We start from the raw sequence: 21,578 nt of genomic DNA, 5'->3' as shown, positions 1-21,578 counted from the left end.
ACTCCTGTTTTTCACTCTTATTTAACCACTTCACCTAGATCAAATCACTCTTAGCAGGCTGCAAAAGACTTCACATTCGCAATTTGAACAGAATTCTTTTTATAATAAGATTATCTTAAAGTAAAAAGGGTGATGTTATGAAACAAATTTGGTCTACATACAAAAATTCTTCTTTCTTATTAAAAATGACACTAGCATTCCTTTTGGGAATACTAGCCGGCATAATTTTCGGACAAGACGCCCAGGCCATCAAGCCTCTGGGAACCATTCTTATAAACCTGCTTAATTTAATCGCAATTCCTGTAATCTTCTTAACTGTCGTATTAGCGATTAATCAGATGAAACCCGGATATTTGGGCAGGGTCGGTGGTAAGCTTTTGGTTTATTATGGAGTCACTACGGCAGCTGCGGTATTGATAGGAGTCATCCTCGCCTTATGGATCAACCCTGGCCAAGGGCTTACTCTTCCTTCCGCTAAAGTGGAAAAACCCGAAACTCCTGCTTTTTCAGACATCTTACTGAATATTGTCCCTAGTAATTTATTTGAGTCCTTTAGTTCTGGAAAGCTGATGGGCATTCTTTTTCTTGCCATCATTATCGGTCTTGGATTAAATACAATGCGACATTCCAATGAAAATAAGCTGCGGGAATCCGGCACCCGCCTTTATCAGTTGTTTCAGGCTGGGAATGACTTATTCTTTTTATTATTAAAAGGAATTCTACTGTACGCACCGATTGGTATTTTTGCAATTAGTGCTTCTTCGTTCGGGAATCAGGGCTGGGAAACATTTCGCTCCTTGCTGTCTTTTACAGCTGTTTTTTATTTAGGTGTATTGCTATTATGGATGCTTGTCTACACTTCTTTTATCAAGTTTTCTAAAATGGGGATACGAGAATTTTTCCGTAATACAAGAGAAGCTTATTCCACAGCTTTCTTTACGTCCAGCAGCATTGCCTCTCTTCCCGTGGCCATCGAGTCTGCTAAAAAAGCAGGAATATCCGAACGGATCGCTAACTTTTCTTTACCGATTGGCGCGGTTTTCAATTCGGATGGCGGAGCGCTCCGTATGGGTGTTTCAATCGTATTTGCAGCGAACGTTACTGGACTGGACCTTTCTACGATGGACTTCTTAACCATCGTGCTCGTAGGTACGCTATTATCCATTGGTACGGCTGGTATTCCGGCTGCCGGACTCGTAACTCTCTCCGCGGTACTTACCATGTTCAACCTGCCGCTTGAAATTGTTGCTTTAATTGCAGGAGTTGATGTAATTATTGGAATGGCTGGTACGGCTTCCAATGTAATCGGGGACATTGTTGGGGCTGCAGTAATCAACCGTTCGGAAAAAAATGATGAATCCATCAGAACTGAACACTAGGATTTCTGCCAGAGGTTTATGATTTATGACAGATAGAATAGATTCGCCTCCCTATCATTAAGACTATTCTCTTAGCGTAATTTTTTAGTTTATGTCGAGAGAATCGAACTTTATATAGGGGGAAACCTTCAAGACATAGTTATTCCTGTTTATTTTATCCAATTTAAGTTTTCTTAAGTTCTGCGACGGGGACATTACCTACAAGTATTATAAAGGAGGTAATGGAATTGTCCATCGAACTAAAAGAAAGATTAAAATCTTCTAGTCAGGAAAATTTACGTCAAGCTGCTGTCTTGGAATTCTCAGAAGAAGTTTTTGAGTCAGACAACTATTGCTCTTTAGAAGTGCTGACTCCGGAACAACAAAAACTTTATATCGTAAACCGAAATGACCGGACCCTGACGATTCTTGGAATTTCAAAAGACATGGCCGTTACAAAGGAAACCCTTTTTGCACAAAGGATCCTTTCCTTAAAAGAATGGTTTGTGGATTACAGCATGTCAGACAATACTCCTCCGAAAAAATTAGAAGTTGAACTTATGGGTGGAAGAACGCTTCTAATCGAGCCAGGGTTATCAATCTCTCAAGAAAAAAATTACAAAAAACCTGAATTCTCTAACCAAGTAAATGAAGACTTTGAGCACCTTATTGCTGCTCTAAAGAATACGATCATTTTATAGAATACGAGCCTCTTAAAAGTTATCAAGCTCGTCTTTCTTCGATTTCTGAAGAAAGACGAGCTTATTTATTTTCCATTTTTTCAACTCTGATGATACATATCATACATAATTATAATTCCTAATGAAAGCTAGTATCACTCTGCTTCTTTAATTTAATTCTAATAACTTCATCTTCATGCCTTGGTTGTAAAAGTAATTAATAATGTGTAGTATTACACATAAAGAAAAAATAACCACAAAAAGGAGTGCTCTCAATCAAAATATTCTATAAAATACTCATTAGTTTGGGTGCATTTATCACAGTAATCGGATTGATTCCTATATTGTTCCTATACCCGACAAAGTTTAGCTCAACATATATGCTTTTAACTTATATCCTATTTCAATCAGATGAACGTATTCTTTGTTTTTTGGGATTTTTATTCATAGTGATTGGAATGATCATCCGTAAAAGAACTGCGGTTGGATAAACCCAGATGAACACTCAGCCAATCTCCAAGTTTGGCGTTTCCTTATTAAAATGTAAAAAAAAGAGTGTCCCGCAGAAACCTGCAGGACACTCTTTTTGTTATTTTCTCTTAAGAAGGATAGCCGAGAACAGTTTTCACTTCAAGGTATTCTTCAATACCGAAGTCACCCCATTCTCTACCGATTCCTGATTGTTTATATCCGCCAAATGGTGAGGAGAAATCTGCTTCTGTATCATTAACTTTGATACGGCCGGCACGAATTCCTGACGCCACCTTACGAAGAGTTTCTGGGTCATTGCCGTAAACATAGCCGGCAAGACCATAAATCGTATCGTTGGCGATTTCGAGTGCTTCTTCAATGGAATCATACGTGATTATCGTTTGGACCGGTCCAAAGATTTCTTCCTGAGCGATTACCATATGGTTATCCACGTCGGTAAATACCGTAGGCTTCACATAGTAGCCTTTTTCAAGACCCTCAGGCTTCCCAGGACCTCCGACAAGTAAATTAGCGCCTTCTTCGATTCCTTTTTCAATATAAGATTGTACGGTGTCCCACTGTTTTTTCGATACGAGCGGTCCGATATGATTACCTTCACGAGGATCGCCGACAGGATAATCTGACAGTACTTTCTTAACCGCCTCTTCAAACTCTTTCTTCATAGAGGAAGGGACAAGTGTACGAGTACCAGCGGAGCAGACCTGCCCAGAATTGTTAGCAATATGACTAACTGAGGCTCTTGCTGCTCCCTCCACATCGGCATCATCCAAGATGATCAATGGTGACTTACCTCCAAGTTCAAGAGCTACTTTCTTAATCGACTCAGAAGCGTTTTTCATAATCTTCTCACCTGTAGCACCAGAACCTGTGAAGGAAACGAAGTCAATACCAGGATGTGAGCTAATGCCGTCACCAATAACTTCTCCTGTACCATTCACAAGGTTAAAGACACCTTTAGGAACGCCTACTTTGTCAAAGATTTCAGCCAAAATGATCGCTGCAAAAGGCGTTTGTTCTGCCGGTTTCAATATGACCGGACTGCCTGCTGCAAACGCACTGGCGATTTTCGTAGATGTTTGATTCGTTGGGAAGTTCCACGGCGTAATCAATCCGCTGACACCAATCGATTCTTTTACGCGGGTGTGACCGCCGCGATCTTCTTTAAATGAAAATTCTTTAAGTGATTCAGCAGCCTGAGAAAAGTGATTGTATCCCATCATGAAGTGGACTTTTTCAGAAATCTCAAGTGGAGATCCTAATTCATCCGTAATGGTTTCCACAATATCATCTTTACGTCTCTCATATTCTGCTGCAATTTTTTCAAGCATTTCAACGCGCTCTTCTTTTGTCGTCTGTGAAAAAGAAGGAAAAGCATCTCTTGCTGCTTTCACAGCTTTATCTAAATCTTCTTTCGTCCCTAGACTAATTTTTCCAATGACTTCTTCGGTTGCTGGGTTGATGACGTCTTCCGTTTCGTTGCCGGTAGACTCTACCCATTCTCCGTTAATATAATGCTTTAAATAGTTACGCATGATAAAACTCCTTTTATATAGAAGAATTTATTGTAATTCCGTCACGCTTAGACTTTATCCTTTTTGAGAACAATTCAAACATGTAGATCGTTTATCTAGTCTTATTTTGTATAAATGAAGGTCGATATTTCTACTCTTCTAGAAGCTTCATAGCAATTATGGATGCCACCGACTTAGAATAAATAAGGCATGGATTCTCTGCCACCCTTAATCCAACAAAACTGCACTCGTAGCATTCACATCAGGCAGTGCATTCTTACTTTGCTCATTCCACATCAAACTCTATAGTCCACCACTAAGCTATTATTCGAATGGACCTTATAATTTGTGAGAGAAGAAACATTACTTACGAAGTTATTCCAGTCATCTCGCAGCAGCTGAATATTTATATCTGTTTGGTCTTGGCTGGTCTTGTTCCAGTGTGAACCTAAGTGTTGTTGTTGAATTTCCTCGTACCCTTTCATCACCTTTGCAAATCGAACATGCTTCCTTTATCACTTGTCTAAACCCCATGGGAGAAGGTTCCATTTTTATTTACAGCATCTTTTACGACGGCAGTAATCTTTTTCAGAGTTTGCTTCTTGTTCTACAATGGATACCTAAAGCTTTTGTGGCGGTCTTCCCTCTTCTAATGGCCCAACAGCATCCTCCAGAGTCTAATGCCCCAATTCAATCGATTTAACATTTATAACTTTATTATTCATTCTAGCTGCTTGACCAGAAGTAATTTGATTATTATCCATCAGTCGATGACTAAAAGAATTAAATGATACCGTCAATTTTATTCCTCTTTTCTCGTAAGGATTAATTGGAGAGATATTTAAATAAAATAGATTTTTGTTATTACATCTTTACTGTCGAATAATTTCCAAATATTTAAAGTGAATTTTACTGTTTTTCAGAATAAAAGCGCTCATCTATCTAAGAGTTAGTTGCTGAGAGAGTTTGACCTCCTACAGCATAGAAAAACTCCCAAGCTACAAACTTGAGAGTCCGGATATTATTTTCCTCCTGTGAACGTAACCCCTTTTATAAAATAGCGGTTAAAGAAGGCATAGATTAATAAGGAGGGCATCGTCATAAGCGTTGAAGCAGCCATAATTAAATTCCAAAAGCTAATGTACTGTCCTTTAAATGAGTTTAATCCAAGCGTCAATGTGAACATATCTTCGGAAGACATAATAATCAATGGCCGCATAAAATCATTCCATGAGGACATGAAAATGAATACTGCCTGAGCTGCAAGTGCAGGCTTAGCTAAAGGCATAACAATTTTGAAGAACGTCCCTATTCTGCTGAGACCGTCCATTTGAGCAGCTTCCTCTAGTTCTTTAGGGAAATTTAGAAAGAACTGTCTCATCATAAATATGAAAGTCGCGTTGACCATGCCGGGAATAATTAGTCCTTGATAAGTATCCAGCCATCCGAATGCCTTCAAAATGAGATAACTAGGAATTAAGGTAACTTGGAAAGGAATCATCAACACAACTAAGATGAGAAAGAACCAGAACTTACGACCAGCAAATTTCACTCGTGCAAGAGCATATCCAGCCATAGAATTAAAGATAATATTCAAAATGACCATACAAGCTGTAATGAATATAGAGTTAAACATCCACCGTAAGAAGAGAGGTTGTCTTGAAAAGATCTCCGTATAGTTATTTAAAGTGAAATGTTCCGGGAAGAATGTGATGCCTGAAACAATTTCAGATAAAGGCTTAAAAGAAGAAAGTATCGCCCATAGAAAAGGAATGAATGTCACTACGGCATAAATAATTAATATTCCATACACAACTAGCTTCGTTAAAGTATTTTTCTTCATTGGTGCCCCCCCTTAATCATGTAGTTTTTCCTCTCCAAAGAATTTCTTCTGAATGATGGTTACGATCATAATGATGAAGGCAAGTACAACAGCCAGGGCCGAAGCATACCCCATATCAAGAGATTTAAAAGCGTATTGATAGATTAGCAGCACAACTGTCAATGTCGAATTATTCGGTCCGCCTGATCCTCCTGAGAAAATGTAAGACTGATCAAACAGCTGGAATGTTCCGATTACTCCCATAACGACGACAAAGAAAGTAACAGGTTTCAGAATAGGAACCGTAATATAGAGGAATTTCTGCCACCAATTTGCCCCATCGATGGTTGCCGCTTCATAAACGGAATCGGAAATATCCTGCATTGCTGCCAGATAAATCACCATAAAGAATGGAGCAGTTGCCCATATATTCATGATCATGATCGATTTCAATGCAATATCAGGGTCTGCCAGCCAGTTATAAGTTGGAAGGCTTAAGAACTTAAGAAATGTGTTGATCAACCCATCTGGATTGTACATCCACATGAAAATAATCGTAAGAACCGCGGAAGATGTTACCGTCGGCAGAAAGAAAATAATACGAAAAGCATTTTTGCCGCGAATATTGGAGTTTAATGCTGCCGCAAGTAATAAAGCTAGACAAGTCTGAATAGGTACCACAATCAGCACATATTCTGCCGTATTTTTAAGTGCAATCATGGCTCTCGAATCATCCAATGTACGAGCATAGTTTTCCATTCCGATAAACTTATAGTCAATACCGCCGAGCAGCTGCACATCATTAAAGGATAAATAAAAGGCATAGATAATCGGGATGACTACAAATACACCAATAGTGAAAATTGTCGGACTCATAAACACATAGCCCGAGATCCCTTCTTTCATTCCTTTACTCATGTATCGCTTCGGCCGCTTCTTTTTTTTCGGCGGTTTCGAATACTTATGTTCCACAGAAGGTTTTTCTTTTCTAGCCGGTTCCATATCGCCACCTCTTTCATTAAGGATTGCCCTTAGTCTGTTTCATTAAGATGAAAGTCAAGGATGAAAGGAGGGGATCTGGCCCTCCCTTCAGTTAACTATCAGTAACTCTCACGTTCATTTAGTTAGATGCTTTTATTTCCTTATTCGCCGTTTTCTGAGCTTTCTGGAGAGCATCATCAAGAGATTGATCGCCTAATAGAGCGCTGGTGAACTGGTTGTTAAAATTATTATTAATGGTCGGAAGATTAGGTCCTGCCTGCCAAGGCTGAGCATAAGACGCTCCGTCGACAAATGCTTTACGAATGGGATCCTGGTCAAATCCAAGCTCAGCCGCTACCGATTCCCGAGTCGGAAGAGCAAGACCTTTGCTTGTCCAAGTTTTCATTCCTTCTTTACCAGTAAGGTAGGAAATTAATTCCCACGCAGCGTCTTTCACTTTCGATTGTTTGTTCATTACATAAGCCACTGTAAACGCAGCTGTTGCCTTCTCCCCATTAACGGTTGGGAGTTCAGCTGTTGCATAGTCCTTATCTGAGAAGTTGCTTTCAAGGAATGGGACGGTCCAGTTGCCTTCAATCACCATGGCTGCTTTCCCTTGACCGAACATATCTCCGCCCCAGTCTGTTCCAGTATCAGAAGGAAGAGCGGCAATTTTATCTTTCTTCATTTCAACAATTGGCTCCAGGGCGTCAATCGCATCATCGCTCGCGAAAGCTGCTTCATTGTTCTTATCCACGACCTTCGCTCCATAAGGCTTTAGCTTATAGAACTGACGAGCAAGCTCAGAAGAGAAACCCAGACCGTATTGATCCGGTTCACCGTCTCCGTCTTCATCTACTGTCAGCTTCTTCGCATATTCTCTAAGTTCATTCCACGTTTTGGGAGGACCTTCAAGGCCTGCTTTTTTAAATGCTTCCTTATCGTAAAATAAGGCAAGGGTAGAGAAGTCTTTCGGAAATCCGTACTGTTTCCCATCAAGCTTGAAAGCATTTAACAGCGGATCCTGAAAATCATTGATATCGAATTCTTCCGTCACATAATCGTCGAGAGGTTCGAGCACCCCAGTTTTAGCAAGCCCGGGAGCTTCAAATGCATCGAGATAAAATACATCCGCAGCTTCTCCCCCAACGAGACGAGTTTTCATCACATCCATGTATTGATCGGCAATGACTTCATGCTCAACTTTGATATTCGGATGAGAGTCTTCAAACTCCTTAAGTGTCTGGTCCAGCAATTCCTTCTCTTCGGGAGTACTGCCCCAGCCCGCAAGTTCGACGGTTACCTGTTTACCATCGCTTCCACCCTCGTCTTTCTGTCCGGAAGTATCATTGCTGCATCCCGTAAGAGCAGTTCCCATTAACATTCCAGTTACCCCAACAGCAGCCAGTATTTTGTTAATTTTCATCATGTATCTACCCCTTCAAAAGTTTTATATGTGAATTTGTGATTCGAATTGAAGATTTATATTCAAACCACTGGAGTTTGCTTTAACATCGAGCTCGTACTTTTCTCCTCGACGTTTGACGGTAAAAGAGACTTTCCCCCCAGCTAATGGCATGTCCTGGACTGACATTTCGTTCATTCCGCTCACAAAGTTTGGAGTAAGTATAATTTCCCTGCTGTCATATGTGGGGTAAAGACCTAGCATCGTCCGAACAAACGTTAAGGAAGTACCGGCTGCCCATGCCTGCGGAGAACAAGCAACCGGATAAGGGACCGGCTTTCCTTCTTCTCTTCCATAGCCACAAAACAATTCCGGAAGGCGCGCATATTCAAAAGAACGCGATGCCTCGATCAGTCCCTCCATGACAACATTAGCTTGGTGATGACCCTGAACAAAACCCATCCCAAGCAAAATCAAACTGTTATCATGAGGCCATACACTTCCATCGTGATAACTCATCGGATTGTACCCGGCTTCCCCTTCTGCCATCGTCCGAATTCCATAACCTGAAAACATCTTTGGGGAAACGAGTGAATCTAGCACCTGTTTCTGTTTACCTTCTTCTATTAAACCAGCATACAATGCGTGCCCTGGGTTGGAGGTAATCGTACCGACCTGTTTTTTATGCTCATCCAAGGCTATTGCAAAATATCCAACATCCTCCATCCAGAAAGCTTCATTGAATTCTTTCTTTAAGCGGGATGCCTGGGAGATCAATTTTTCCGCTTTTCTAGAATTGCCCGTAGATTGGTACATCTCAGCAATTCCAAGTCGTGCCTGGTACACATACCCTTGAACCTCTGCTAAAGCAATCGGCGATTTGGCATAATCCCCGTTTCTATGGACAATAGAATCTGCTGAATCTTTCCATCCTTGATTGGCTATCCCTTTACTAGATGCTTGATGGTACTCGATAAATCCATCCCCATCTCGATCGCCAAATTGATCGATCCATTCGATAGCGCTTTCAACACTCGGAAGTAGTTCTTTAAATAAATCTATATCTTTTGTCCACCTTACGTATTCCGTTAAAAGCACCAGATATAAAGGTGTCGCATCAACCGTTCCGTAGTATGGGGTGAAAGGAACCTGATTCGTATTCGCCAGCTCGCCATAGCGGATTTCGTGCATAATTTTTCCCGGTTCCTCATCTCGCCATTCATTTTTCTTTGTGCCTTGATAACGGGCCATCGTCCTTAAAGTTCCTTTAGCTATCTCCGGGTGAAAAGGAAGCACCTGAAGAGCTGCAATCAAACTATCGCGTCCAAAAGGAACACCAAACCACGGCAGACCAGCTACAAAAAATGGTCCGAACCCAACATCAGTTGACAGTACACGAAGATCTTGTACGCTTCGCTCAATCAGATGGTTCAACGGTTGATGATCTGTGACTACTTTCATCGCCGTATCCTTCCATTTTTCATGCGATTGCTTAAGATTTTGAAAGGCTTGATGCGCGGGTAGTGGCTGTTTCCTCTCCTCACCCACGAGAGCGACCACCCGTACGGTTACTTCTTTCAATTCTTCATGTGCTAATTCAAATGGAAAAGCGATCGTGCTTCCTTCCACCTCAGCTCCGGAAGAAGAATTCCAAATCACTTGTGTGGACCGGTTGACTTGATCCGAACCTGTGTAATTAAAGATGAGACGATCATCCTCTACTTTCGTTTCATGCTTTGTTCCCACTTCACCATGCTGAAATCCTCGAACGATAAACATATCCGCAAAGTCTGCTTCAAAGGAAAGCTCCAATGAAAAGCTGACAGGTTTTGGATAGTAGCTTTTCGCTCGAATTGTTTCATATAGAACGTCTTCCGAGATATAGCGGAACCTTTCAATTTCTATCGATTCCCTCCAGAGTTCAAGCACACCATCCTTTTCCATATGTGAGTTTGTTAAGAGTATAGAAGACTCATAGCTTTTACCTGCTTCCGATTTCAGCAGGACCAATGGTTCACCGTTAACTGTCAGTGACATTTCGCTTAAAAACCGAGTATCCCGTCTATAAAGTCCAAGCCCATAAGGATGCTCAAGTGGAATATCTCCACCTTTATCTGTTAGTAAAAATAATTCATTGTCTTTCAAAACACGGTAATCCATTCATACACCCCTTTACCCGAAACGTTTTGAATTCTGGTTAAAAAAATAACATCCGAAACGTTTCGGAACTTTCATAAAAAAATTTATTTTATTTCTTTTGTCGTATTTCTTATCTTTAATTCATTTTCAATCAATCGTACTCTGTCCCCTGAAGTTTGACGAAGAATACTTAGCAGCAGATCTGCAGCAGCATAACCCATTCGGAAACAATCCTGAGCTACTGTAGTAAGCGCCGGGGTCACGTAGGAAGCAAGGGTAATATCATCGTAACCTGTTACCGATAATTGGTCCGGAACTTTCCGTCCCAGCTCTTTAGCTGCACGCACCACCCCGAGTGCCATAAGATCACTCGCGCATACAAAAGCTGTAATTTCTGGATAAGTGTTTAGCAGCTTCAGGGCCTCCTCTTGAGCTTTTCTTTCACTGTATTCTCCATCGCAAACCCATTCGTTACGAACAGTCAGTCCGGCTTCAAGCATACCCAGTTCAAAACCTTTAAATCGTTCTTTGCTTACAAAAGCCTGATCATGGCCATTTACCATGGCAATGTTTTCATGTCCAAGCTTTGCTAGATGCCTAATTGTTTTCATTATTCCATCGACGTTATCCGTTGTGACATACCCAGCTGTTTCACTTTCTACCGGTACGTCAATTAGAACGCACGGAATATTACTGTCAAAGATCTCTTGAAGATAGGGATCGTCATTCTTTATTCCTTGAACTATGACGCCTTCCACCCGGCGCTCTCTGCATAACTGAGCATAGGTCTTCTCCTTCTGCTTAGAGGTGGTCGTATTAAAAAGGACAAGGTCATACTCTTCGGCACCGCAAAATTCATTAATTCCTGTAAGTACATCGAATACAATATTATCCTTTGCTCCTTCCCGTGACAGCCCGGATACCAGTAAACCTATTGTCTTCGTCTTATTCATCACAAGACTTCTTGCCAAAGCGTTCGGACTGTACTCGATTTCTTTTGCTATTTCTTCGATGCGCTGCTTGGTTTTAGTATTTACATCGGAATAACCGTTTAAAGCTCTAGAAACTGTTGTAACGGAAACTCCAGCCAGTTTTGCAATATCTTTGATGGTAGCCATAGCTTTTTACATTTTCCTTTCCGAAACGTTTTGGATCATTAACTTATTTTGGATTATACATAGGTTGAAAGCGTTTTACAACCCTCTAATTCTAAATCTATCCTACATACCATAGTGGGACACAGAAGTTTTATGCGTAGAATAGAAGTGAAGCTACCTTCTTAATTGGTTCTATAAAAGAATTAAATTCAATTCAAATTTTCAGGTAAACTTTAACTTAAATAAGTCCCGCATCCGTCTCTGGATGCGGGACTTATTTGTATTCATTGTTCCTCTTGGTTATCTTTCTTTATGGTGCTATGATTCATTCAAATCAAATTGATATAAATAAGCTACTAATTTGTCAAAATCTTGATCAGAGGAACATTCAATTTGTAAATCAATGAACGTCATTACGACTTCTTCATCATCGAAAGGGAAATGGCTGTTATCCACATTACTAAGGATTTCCCTATTGGAAAGTCCCTTCCCCCGTAGCAAATCCACCGCTTGTTTCATAGAAGATACTTCTGCCATGTGTATTCCTCCTTTTTGTCTATATATACTTTTTCTTTAAAAATCACTAAAATTCCTGTTTGACTTTTTAGAATTTATCAACTTTCTCACACGTAATTTTCCATGAATGCATTGGATAACGTTTGGCCCGTTGAATAGAGAGGTAATATAATTTAAAACACCCTAGGAGGATTAGCATTAAAAAGGTAATATTTTTCCTTTCCATAACAATTTTATTCTGCATAGGAACAATCATCGTAAATCACTCAACTATAAGCAATGACCCTTGGTGGACGATCCTAATGATTGGTTTAGTAATTACTGGTAGTTTATATATCTATTTTGATAATAAGGAAAGAAAAAATGATTGACCTTATATTTTCATAAACAAACTCGAGGATAAAACCTATACTGCCCACTGTTTGAATAACAGTTGAATGTCTTTAGCAGCAGAAGACTGTTCCCTAAACTACGGAGAACAGTCCTTTTTAATTACCTTATGTTACGTTACTTTTCCACAATCCCGAGAACAAATCCATCGTAACCTTTACTGCCTACGGTTTGAACAGCTGTCGAATCAATCCGACTGTCCGTAGACAAAAGGTCTGTGAACTCTCTAATTCCTTTGATCCCTTCGTCTTCACTCTCTTGTTCTACTACCTCCCCATTTCGAACAACATTGTCTCCCACGATTGCAGCACCAGAAACACAAAGTTCCAACGCCCATTTGAGATAACCCGGGTTATTACTTTTATCGGCGTCGATAAACACGAAATCAAAATCAGAAAATCCTTTTTCCTCAAGTACAGGGAGCGTTTCTAGTGCTGGTCCAACTAAAACTTCGACTTTATGTTCGACACCCGCTCTTTTCAAATTTTCCCGAGCCACTGCCGCATGCTTCTCACTGAATTCAAGCGAAATCATCTTACCGTCTTCCGGCAGAGCTCTAGCCAGCCAAATTGTGCTGTAGCCTCCAAGTGTTCCAATTTCTAAGATATTCTTTGCGCCTTTAAGTTTAGCAAGCAAATAAAGCTGCTTCCCTTGCAATGGCGAAACATCGATCGCCGGCAATCCTGCCTTCTTGTTTGCTTGGAGAACAGAGGCCATAACAGGATCCATGGTGTTCAATTTTTCATTATAATAATCGTCTACTTGCTTCCACAACGAATTCATAATCTTCTACCTCCCAGCTTTAGCTGCAGATGAATTTGAAAATTCTCACTTCTTTAAGCAGCATGAAATTATCCCCGCAATTGGTGAGGGAGCATTTCACACCTGATATTTATATTATAGTATAAAGAAATTTTAGGAAGGAATGAAGTAACTTCATATAGAAGAGTGATATAAGACATCCAAAAAAATTAATAATCGGATAAAGTTTTCTTGTAGATTATTAAATAATTGTTAGGAGGTAAGACAAAGATAAATATGTTTACTAATTTTATGAATACTATTATTTACACACTAGCTATACTTATTTTCCCTTTTTTAGTGGTTCAATTTTTGGGACTACCGTTCGTGCTTTACTTCGTTATTGTAATCATTCTTATTTTATTTATGATTTACAAGTTTTCAAGGGAGAATAATTAAAACCGCGTTTACTAATAGCATACTTAAGAAGAAATGAAATATAATTTATTTTCTTTACATAACTAAAGTTTTCTCTGTAAATTTAGAAATTGGTTCTGAGGTGGAAGCGTTTTGTTACTAAAAGAATTCTTCAAATTTATTGGTAAGTATTTATTAGGACTATTAGGTATACTGTTTATCAGTTGTACACCCATATTTTTCTCTTCTAAAGAAAAGGTTTTTGTTAAATTTTTCAACTCAATAATTAGTATCTTTCAAAAATTATTTCATCCTGATACTTGGGTCATTCTCTATCATCCTCCTAGAACTTTACAGATTTTAGAGAAATCAATCCAAGAGTTTTTTTGGAACAATTACTTATATTCTTTTAAAATACTTGTTGGCTCATTTATTTTTGCTCTAATAATTGGTCTTATCTTAGCTATAATAACGCTCCTTCTTCCCGGAAAATGGAGTAAGTTTCTATTTTTCCTCTCTGAATTTACGATTGCTATCCCTGATCTTCTTTATCTTTTCTTATTCCAAATGTTTATTGTATGGTTCTATCAACATACTGACGTGCTCCTTATGAATATTGTCTATATCAATGGAGAAAAAATATATCTAGCTCCCATCATTTCTCTTGGCTTACTCCCTGCCATTTTATTTTATCGAATGATCGTTCTTCTTTTGAAAGAAGAGTTAAACAAAGATTATAGTCAATTTGCAAAGAGTAAAGGGTTAACTCACACCATAGTGTTATTAAAGCATTGTATGAGAAACATCGTACACTCTTTATTTTACCAATCGAAATCTGTCCTCTGGATAACGCTCAGCAGCTTAGTCGTTATTGAAACAGTTTTCATGATACCTGGAGTTATTCAGCACTTTACTGCTAATTTAGATCCATTTAATAATTTTCTAATGTTAGCTATGCTGTTCACCCCTTTTTATTTCCTTTATTACATAATGGAATTACTCTTATTCAGAAATGATACGAATTCAGATACTGTCCGTGAAGGAAATTATGTAAATCTTTATTTTGTTGATGTAAAAAGCGATCTAAACATTAAAAAAATATGGCATCATATTCCTCATAAGTTCAGAAGTACTCTTAACTTTTTTAAAATTCATATGCAGGAAAAACAATTTGCAATAGGATTTCTTTTTATATTCCTGATCCTAATAACCAGCATTGTTTATCCTCAGTTAGTTGATGATCCAGTAAAACAAATAAGATATATACATGCTGCCGACGGTTCAATAAAAAGTACGCCGCCACATCCTCCTTCTCAAGAATTAATCTTAGGTTCGGACGCCTATGGATACTCAATTCTTGAGAAATTGATTGTTGGTGCAAAATTCACGATAGTTTTTTCAATACTCATAGGATTTTTAAGAGTCTTTTCCGGTTACTTCTTCGGTGCTATCTATACATTTTTCTTGCCAAAAATGATAAGGAACGTTATTAAATCTATTGCGGATGGTATGCAATTTCTACCTTTGAGTCTTGTTGCTTACCTATTATTGTTACCGATATTAATGGTTGATCGCGCAAGTGCCTCCGAAGGAATGTGGATGAGAATAACTCTTGAAGTAATCATACTTACTCTTCTCGTATTACCCATGATGGTCAATATTATTGGAAATGACATGCTAAATCTAACCAGGAAAGAATATATTCAAAGTGCTAAAGTATTGGGTGCAAGTAACTATAGAATTCTAACTAAATATATAACTCCTAATATTTTCTCTAGACTTATAGAACAGTGGGGGCAGCATACAATACAAACCCTCTATATCTTTATACATTTGGGATTATTTTCTCTTTTTTTGGGTGGGACGATCCCTCAATTAGGTGCTTTAGGCGGTCCATCGATTTCTACCACCTATGAATGGTCTGGTTTAGTAGCTTCTTCACGAAATTCTTTAATGACAGGTAACTACTGGCAGGTTTTACCTTCATTGTTTTTATTTATGCTTTTCATACTATCCATTCAAGGCATAGTAAATTCAATTATTAAAAGGGAGCGATATTAACTTCAAATTTCCCTCATTGAACCTATTAAATCCTAAACCCCTGTCAAAGGAGTTTAGGATTTGCTATTACATAGTCCATGATGAATAGCGATTATTCACCTGATTTCGACATTAAATACTCTAAAAATATAAAAAACCCTTGATTATCAAGGGTTTCAAGGTAGTGGAGCATAGCGGGCTCGAACCGCTGACCTCTACACTGCCAGTTTGGAAAGTCAAATATCCTTTAATTTCTTAAAGTGGTCTTAGCCGTTGGCATAAAAAGGTTTATAAAGGATTTTTACTATGAACAATATCCGTTAATCACCTATAAAAATCTATAATGCATGACCAAAATATGACCAAATTATCAGCAGTAGTGTTTGCCAAAACTCATTACTTATATGACAAATGAATTTAGCTGTCATAGTCGTCATACCTGTCATTAATTAGGCTAACCTATCTATGATAGATAGGTTAGTCTAATAATCAGATTAGTTAAATTAAAATCGTTAATCGGAGATAACATTCCCATTCTTGTCATGAATTTTTATTTCTTCAATAAACTGCTTACCTTCTTTAGAGGTTAAGAATTCTTTAATCTGTTTTTCTATTTCAGTTATTGCTTGATCTTTATCGTGACTATTAGAACTTAACGTGGTACTGACAAAAATATTAAACGTTTCATTTTGAAGGGACACTCCCACCGTTTTCACATGTAATCCTTTCTGACCTGCCAAAGCAATAGCCAATGGCCGACTCAGTTGACGGGCTTTCTCTCCTTTTGCCATTTTTTCTCTGTCTAAAATGTTCACTTTTACATCATAAGAATCTGAGTCCACTGAATCTATTTTTTTCGGAAGCGCTGCTTTTAGAGTTTCCGCATTAGTTTGAAATCCCCATGCGCTGACCGTTAAAGTATGATTAGGATAATTTAAATTCACCCCTTGATAAGGAATGTTTTTAGAGGAAAGAGCTTCTTCCACATAGCTGGAAAGAATGGTTATTTCTCTCCATGATTTTTCTGCTTTTGACCACCTCTCGTAGTCCACATTTTCTATATTGGACCCTTCTACATATCGAAAAATCTCAACAGTATAGTCGTCTCTATGGAAAGCTTTAAGGAGGGTAGTCACTTCACTTTTTACAACCTCTTGGTTATCTTTAAATGTCTGTTCGTCTTCTTTAACCCCTATAGTAAAAGTATCTGCATTCGGTATATAAAACGCTAGCCCGATAGAATAGCCCATATTACTAAGTTTAGCTTTGATTTTTTGCTCTTCATTTATAAGTTCTTGGCTCTTTTTCACAGGGGTGTGGGTATCTTCTTCATATGGAACCACTTTAACCGAATAGGCATCCAACCCTTTTTCTTTCAAAAGTGTTTGTGCATGGTTTTGAATCTTTTCTTTCACTTGGTGAAAGTAAGCATTGCCTCCAGGTACCTCTATTTCGTATGCTTTTTGTTGAAAGTTAGAATTAACTGCATGGATATGATAATCTTCGGAAATTAGATAATCCTTAATTTCCGATGCAAGAGGTGCTGGCTCTTCATCATCGAATATATGTCCAATAAGAGGAAATTCAGCCATGACATTAGAAATGGAAGGAGAGATAAAGGCAGATCCTATGAGAACACCTAGAAAAATAACGACGGCTGAGGCTAAATACGTAACCTTTTTCCTCTTATTCGGTTTATGATTAATGGATTCTTTAACCTTTTGTTTTATTCTATGGTGAATCATATCATTGTAATAATCTTGTTGATAATGCTTTTTAGTCTCTTTGAATAAGTCTCCCAACTAAATCAACTCCTCTCGTATAATTGGATTCGACTTTAATTTTTCTCTTCCTCTAGAAAGTCTTGTCTTGATGGTATTCTCATTTGTGTTTAGTGTGGTACTCATTTCTTCAATGGATTGGTCATGAAAGTAGTGAAGAGTGAGCACTTCCCTATATTTCACTGGCAAGGAAAAAACTGCTCTCAACACCTGTTCCTTCCGATTTTTCTTCACATAATTGTTCTCTGTGCTTTCCGTCCAATGTTCTTTTTCAAAATACTTGAATGGATATTTCAACTGTGCTAGTTTTTTACGCCGCAGAACATCTTTTGATCGATTGACGGTAATTCGGTAAATCCACGAAGAAAGAGCCGCGTCTCCCCGAAATTGATTGTATTGATGATACACTTTTATGAGAACATCTTGTGAAATATCCTCAGCACTCTCTTTATCTTTTACATAGGAATAAGCTAATAGATAAATTCGTTTCGAATAAGTATTCATAATTTGTTCCAATATAGAATCTATTTCTTCACCGGAAAGATTTTCTTTATTTTGAAATGACATTTCTTCCACTCTTCTCCCTCCTTTATACTCTTAGGACTAACGAGTTAGCATTTAGGTTTCAAGAAAATGAATAAAATATATATGAGATGTAGAGAAATTACCCAATTTTTCACAAGCAATTATTTTTGACGTTTGGTCAAATACCACTCACTTTCCGTAACTACCTCATAGTACTTGAAGAAGGGACAAGCTACTTAATGATCACGAATTTCGTTTTATCGTTCTTGAATTGATTAAAACTAAAAATCAACTCTTTGAAAATTCTATCTTTACGGTACCTAAGGAACAGTTAACAAAATGATCAATGAATCAAAAACAGGTTTTCGAAAAACTTCTCGAAAACCTGTTATGAACAAAATTTACTTTTTTCAAAAATTATCATTTTTTATTATTGACTAAGTTCTTCAATTACTTTAAATATCCTAGAGTAAACCTCTTCGATATGTTCTTGTGTTTTTTTATCATTGTATAAACCAAACCCCCAGAAGTTCAATTTATCTTTACTTGGATTGTTGATAACCCCAACCGCATAATTTTTACCTGGTTCCCACTTCCAACTTGGACTAAATTCAGTACTGCTTACTATGAATGGTATATAACTATTGGCTGAAATAAAGAAATAAGGAATAGTTGAATTCAAGTAAACTTCTGAGTATTGGCTAGATGATGCTTCAGAAAAAGTATCCTCCATGACGAATACTGCATCGTAGGAAGTTAATTTTTCCCTTTTTAGATTTCTAAAAGAAATTCTAGTAAACCTTATATTTTCTTCTTTTACTTTAGGTATTTCCCCTAATATAGCGATATGTAATGGTTTCCCTTGATATAGTTCAAATTTTTGGGCTTGGGATTTACTTCTTTCTTCTATTGGTTTTGAAACATCCCCTTTTGAAACATCTATAACTTCCTTGGTATCTTTTATTTTTTGATTTGAACAACCGAGCAGTCCTATCCCAATTATAATAAATAAAAAAATTAGTGTCTTCAAAGACCTTTTAATTGCTCCCAGCCTCCCGCCTCTTCCATAAACTTCCCTACTTTAACGAACTAACGGTTTCTAACTTATATTAAACCATTGATTCAGATGAATAACCTAAACATTCTAAGAAAGAATTCTCTTAGAACGCTTAGTATTTAGTTGATTCTTTTTCCATCTTCACTATATATGTTAATTATATAATCATCTTCTTGAATGTTTTCTTTTACTTCATCGGATTGAACAAACTGTTTTACTGTACTCTTAATCTCTTCTGCCAGTTTATTTGCATCTGGATTACTTGAGCTAAGAGATGTGTTAACACTTAGAGTCAATGGTGAAGTAGAAAAACCAACATTATTTACTTTATATTTTTTCACACCTATTAAACCTTGGTTAATAGAGGTGAATACTTTTGTCCACCCTGGAGATAGTAGATAATCCGCTTTATATGTTTTCACAGTAAAACCTTTGAAATTCATTTTTTCTAGTATTCTGATTGCGGACTCTTTAATCTCTTTATGTCTCAACTCAGAAGGCAGCACTTCTATGGACATAAATTTTTCTTTAGGATTGGGTCTTGCTTGAACACTATATATCTTATAACCTTTCCTAGCCAATTCATGTTCTACATTGTTTTGTATGATGAGACTCTGCCTTTGAACTTTTTGTAGTGATTCCCAGGTATCTTCCAAAATAAAGTCCATGTTTGTTCCTTTGATTTGATGAAAAATTTCTGGTTTGTAGTTACTTAAACCATTCTCATTTAAGATTTTGGTAATATTCTTTTTGAGTGACTGACTCACACCATAATAGTATGAGCTATCACCTTTAACCCCCAAACTTAGTATTTTTTCTTGTGGGAAAAGCACAACTTTTCCAATTTTATAATGGTTACTTATTTGTTGTTTAATTGTTGATTCCATACTTTTCGTTTCATCAGTCTGGTTTAATTTCGCACGAGTAGTTGTTGTTTTACCTTTATCGTGATAGACATTGATACTATATGCATCTAGACCTTTTCTATCTAAGATTTCGCGAACAGATTGTTGAATACTATCTTTTACCTTATTTAAATAATTCTGTTCTCCCAAAACACCAATATTCATGGTCTTGGTCGAATAATCAATGGTTATTCTGTCAATATTATATGTTGGTTTTAATTCTTTCTTTACGTCCGTGACTAATCCTGCGTCTGAATTCTCTTCATAAATTGAATTTAAAAAAGGAAGTTGAGCTAAGGCATTTGATACCGTGGAGGAAGTAAAAGATGTTCCAATTAAGATTACTATTACGGTGGCTGCTGCATAAGTGAAATACATTAATTTACTTTTTTTCTTATGCATTCGTTCTTTCCTGCGAATTCTTTTTAGAACCTGTTCTTGTATTCGCACTGAAGTTTCTTCATCGACATAATTATTTTCATAATAGTCTTTTGATTCATTTAGAAGTTTGTCAAACATAGCTCTCTCCTCCTTCACTCCTTAGTTTTTCTTTTAGTTTATTCCTTCCTCTGGCTAACCTTGTCTTAACCGTATTCAGACTTACATCCAATGTCTCAGAAATCTCAAGGGTTTTTAGCTCATGAAAATAGTGTAAAATTAACACTTCCCTGTATTTTAATGGCAGTGAAAATACAAAACTTAATATTTCTTCTTTCTTATCCATTTTAAGAACTGTCTCTTCTGAACTTTCTATTTTACTGTGATGATCTTCACTCTTTAGAGGAAATCTCCATTTTAATAACTTTTGCTTCCTTAAAAAGTCCTTCGAGGTGTTTACAGTAATTTTATAAATCCAAGAAGTAATTGCTGCTTCACCTCGATAGGTATTAATGTGGCGGTAACATTTTATGAAAACCTCTTGTGAAATATCTTCCGCAATCCCCTTATCTCTTACAAAAGAATAAGCAAGTAAATAAACTTTGTTAGTGTATTTTTTCATTAATTCCTTTAGTAGATATTCCTTATCTAAATTTTGAAACTCCCTATGGTCTTGCTCTTTTATATTTTTTTGATTATTTAATTGGCTACTCTCCTGTTCCAAACTATTCACCCCTTATTAACGTCACCTTACATATTTAGACATTATTAATTAGTTTTTGGTTTCAATATTCTTTGGAAAACTATAACCTATAAAAATTATGTATATATTTAAGTAAAGTAAAAACAGAGCTTCCATTTAAATAGAAGCTCTGTTTAGCATTATTTTCTTCTTGAGCTAGTGCCTGCGTTTTCTAAGACAATGTTTCTTTTTTTGGTTCTATCTTACCTACTCGAACCAAACACAGCAACGTTGTAAACGTCCTTCTTAAACTCTTCTGCTCCGTTAGTTCAATACTTTCATCCGCTTAGTTTGAAAAAGGCTCCATAAACCGGAAGACTTGATATCAAGACAATAGAATTATTCTTTGGGTTTTTTGGGAAATCGTGAGATCTAGTTTAAAAGGTAGAATTCTGTCTTAACAGTTCTTTTAGCTCTTTCTCTACCTCAATTTTAAAATCATTGTTCTTTAAATCAAACAGGGTACCAGTCCCTTTAATGTAACCAGATGAATAATACCAAAGATATACGGTAGCTGCATAAAACTCATCATCGAATTTTTCACCATCGTAATCAATCGCTATCTGTGAACGATATTCTTTCTCTAAACAACTTTCATGAG

At 37.4% G+C, this 21,578-nt stretch carries 16 protein-coding genes and 1 pseudogene; 3 read left to right on the top strand and 14 right to left on the bottom strand.

Features of this window, described 5'->3' with window-relative positions; translation table 11 throughout:
- The first annotated feature begins 137 nt into the window (after nt 1-137).
- Both Q7A53_RS19160 and Q7A53_RS19155 read left to right on the top strand, forming a co-directional pair.
- On the top strand, nt 138-1,379 hold the full coding sequence (locus tag Q7A53_RS19160) for a dicarboxylate/amino acid:cation symporter (protein ID WP_411790812.1): 1,242 nt from the start codon (nt 138-140) through the stop codon (nt 1,377-1,379).
- Between the two features lie 227 nt (nt 1,380-1,606).
- Complete coding sequence (locus Q7A53_RS19155; protein ID WP_411790811.1) at nt 1,607-2,059, top strand: hypothetical protein; 453 nt, start codon at nt 1,607-1,609, stop codon at nt 2,057-2,059.
- A 578-nt stretch (nt 2,060-2,637) separates the two neighbouring features.
- Here Q7A53_RS19155 and Q7A53_RS19150 read toward each other — a convergent pair.
- From Q7A53_RS19150 to Q7A53_RS19115, 8 genes are all read right to left on the bottom strand, one after another.
- Nucleotides 2,638-4,062: an aldehyde dehydrogenase family protein gene (locus tag Q7A53_RS19150; RefSeq protein ID WP_411790810.1), complete on the bottom strand. Its 1,425-nt coding sequence runs from the start codon at nt 4,060-4,062 to the stop codon at nt 2,638-2,640.
- Nucleotides 4,063-5,062: 1,000 nt separating this feature from the next.
- Nucleotides 5,063-5,884 carry a carbohydrate ABC transporter permease gene (locus Q7A53_RS19145; protein ID WP_411790809.1) on the bottom strand — a complete coding sequence of 274 codons (822 nt, stop codon included), beginning with the start codon at nt 5,882-5,884 and terminating at the stop codon, nt 5,063-5,065.
- A 12-nt stretch (nt 5,885-5,896) separates the two neighbouring features.
- Nucleotides 5,897-6,781, bottom strand: a complete 885-nt coding sequence (locus Q7A53_RS19140; protein WP_411790872.1) for a carbohydrate ABC transporter permease — start codon at nt 6,779-6,781, stop codon at nt 5,897-5,899.
- A gap of 202 nt (nt 6,782-6,983) precedes the next feature.
- Entirely contained in the window at nt 6,984-8,270 is a 1,287-nt protein-coding gene (locus Q7A53_RS19135; protein ID WP_411790871.1) for an ABC transporter substrate-binding protein, read from the bottom strand.
- Between the two features lie 24 nt (nt 8,271-8,294).
- A complete protein-coding gene (locus Q7A53_RS19130; RefSeq protein ID WP_411790808.1) occupies nt 8,295-10,409 on the bottom strand; it encodes an amylo-alpha-1,6-glucosidase in 2,115 nt (704 codons plus the stop codon).
- Between the two features lie 83 nt (nt 10,410-10,492).
- Nucleotides 10,493-11,506, bottom strand: a complete 1,014-nt coding sequence (locus Q7A53_RS19125) for a LacI family DNA-binding transcriptional regulator (protein ID WP_411790807.1) — start codon at nt 11,504-11,506, stop codon at nt 10,493-10,495.
- Between the two features lie 297 nt (nt 11,507-11,803).
- Complete coding sequence (locus tag Q7A53_RS19120) at nt 11,804-12,022, bottom strand: hypothetical protein (protein WP_411790806.1); 219 nt, start codon at nt 12,020-12,022, stop codon at nt 11,804-11,806.
- A gap of 486 nt (nt 12,023-12,508) precedes the next feature.
- Complete coding sequence (locus tag Q7A53_RS19115) at nt 12,509-13,174, bottom strand: O-methyltransferase (RefSeq protein ID WP_411790805.1); 666 nt, start codon at nt 13,172-13,174, stop codon at nt 12,509-12,511.
- Between the two features lie 528 nt (nt 13,175-13,702).
- On the opposite strand from Q7A53_RS19115, the gene Q7A53_RS19110 reads away from it, so the two are divergent.
- Nucleotides 13,703-15,610, top strand: coding sequence for an ABC transporter permease subunit (locus tag Q7A53_RS19110; protein WP_411790804.1), 1,908 nt, complete (start codon nt 13,703-13,705; stop codon nt 15,608-15,610).
- A 491-nt stretch (nt 15,611-16,101) separates the two neighbouring features.
- Here Q7A53_RS19110 and Q7A53_RS19105 read toward each other — a convergent pair whose 3' ends face one another.
- The 6 genes and pseudogenes from Q7A53_RS19105 to Q7A53_RS19080 form a co-directional block, all read right to left on the bottom strand.
- Nucleotides 16,102-17,391, bottom strand: a complete 1,290-nt coding sequence (locus tag Q7A53_RS19105; protein ID WP_411790803.1) for a hypothetical protein — start codon at nt 17,389-17,391, stop codon at nt 16,102-16,104.
- A complete protein-coding gene (locus tag Q7A53_RS19100) occupies nt 17,392-17,937 on the bottom strand; it encodes a sigma-70 family RNA polymerase sigma factor (protein WP_411790870.1) in 546 nt (181 codons plus the stop codon).
- Nucleotides 17,938-18,325: 388 nt separating this feature from the next.
- The gene (locus tag Q7A53_RS19095; protein ID WP_411790802.1) at nt 18,326-18,925 is read right to left on the bottom strand and encodes a hypothetical protein; all 600 of its coding nucleotides are present in this window, start codon (nt 18,923-18,925) and stop codon (nt 18,326-18,328) included.
- A 146-nt stretch (nt 18,926-19,071) separates the two neighbouring features.
- Nucleotides 19,072-20,376, bottom strand: coding sequence for a DUF4030 domain-containing protein (locus tag Q7A53_RS19090; RefSeq protein WP_411790801.1), 1,305 nt, complete (start codon nt 20,374-20,376; stop codon nt 19,072-19,074).
- Nucleotides 20,369-20,959, bottom strand: coding sequence for a sigma-70 family RNA polymerase sigma factor (locus Q7A53_RS19085; RefSeq protein ID WP_411790800.1), 591 nt, complete (start codon nt 20,957-20,959; stop codon nt 20,369-20,371). Before Q7A53_RS19085 ends, Q7A53_RS19090 begins: the two co-directional genes overlap by 8 nt.
- 395 nt (nt 20,960-21,354) lie before the next feature.
- Nucleotides 21,355-21,578: pseudogene (locus Q7A53_RS19080) on the bottom strand (hypothetical protein); the annotation flags it as partial.

Origin of the sequence: Halobacillus rhizosphaerae (assembly GCF_046719735.1) — a bacterium.
In the GTDB taxonomy this organism is placed as follows: domain Bacteria; phylum Bacillota; class Bacilli; order Bacillales; family Halobacillaceae; genus Halobacillus_B; species Halobacillus_B rhizosphaerae.
This window is presented reverse-complemented; position numbering and strand designations above follow the sequence as displayed.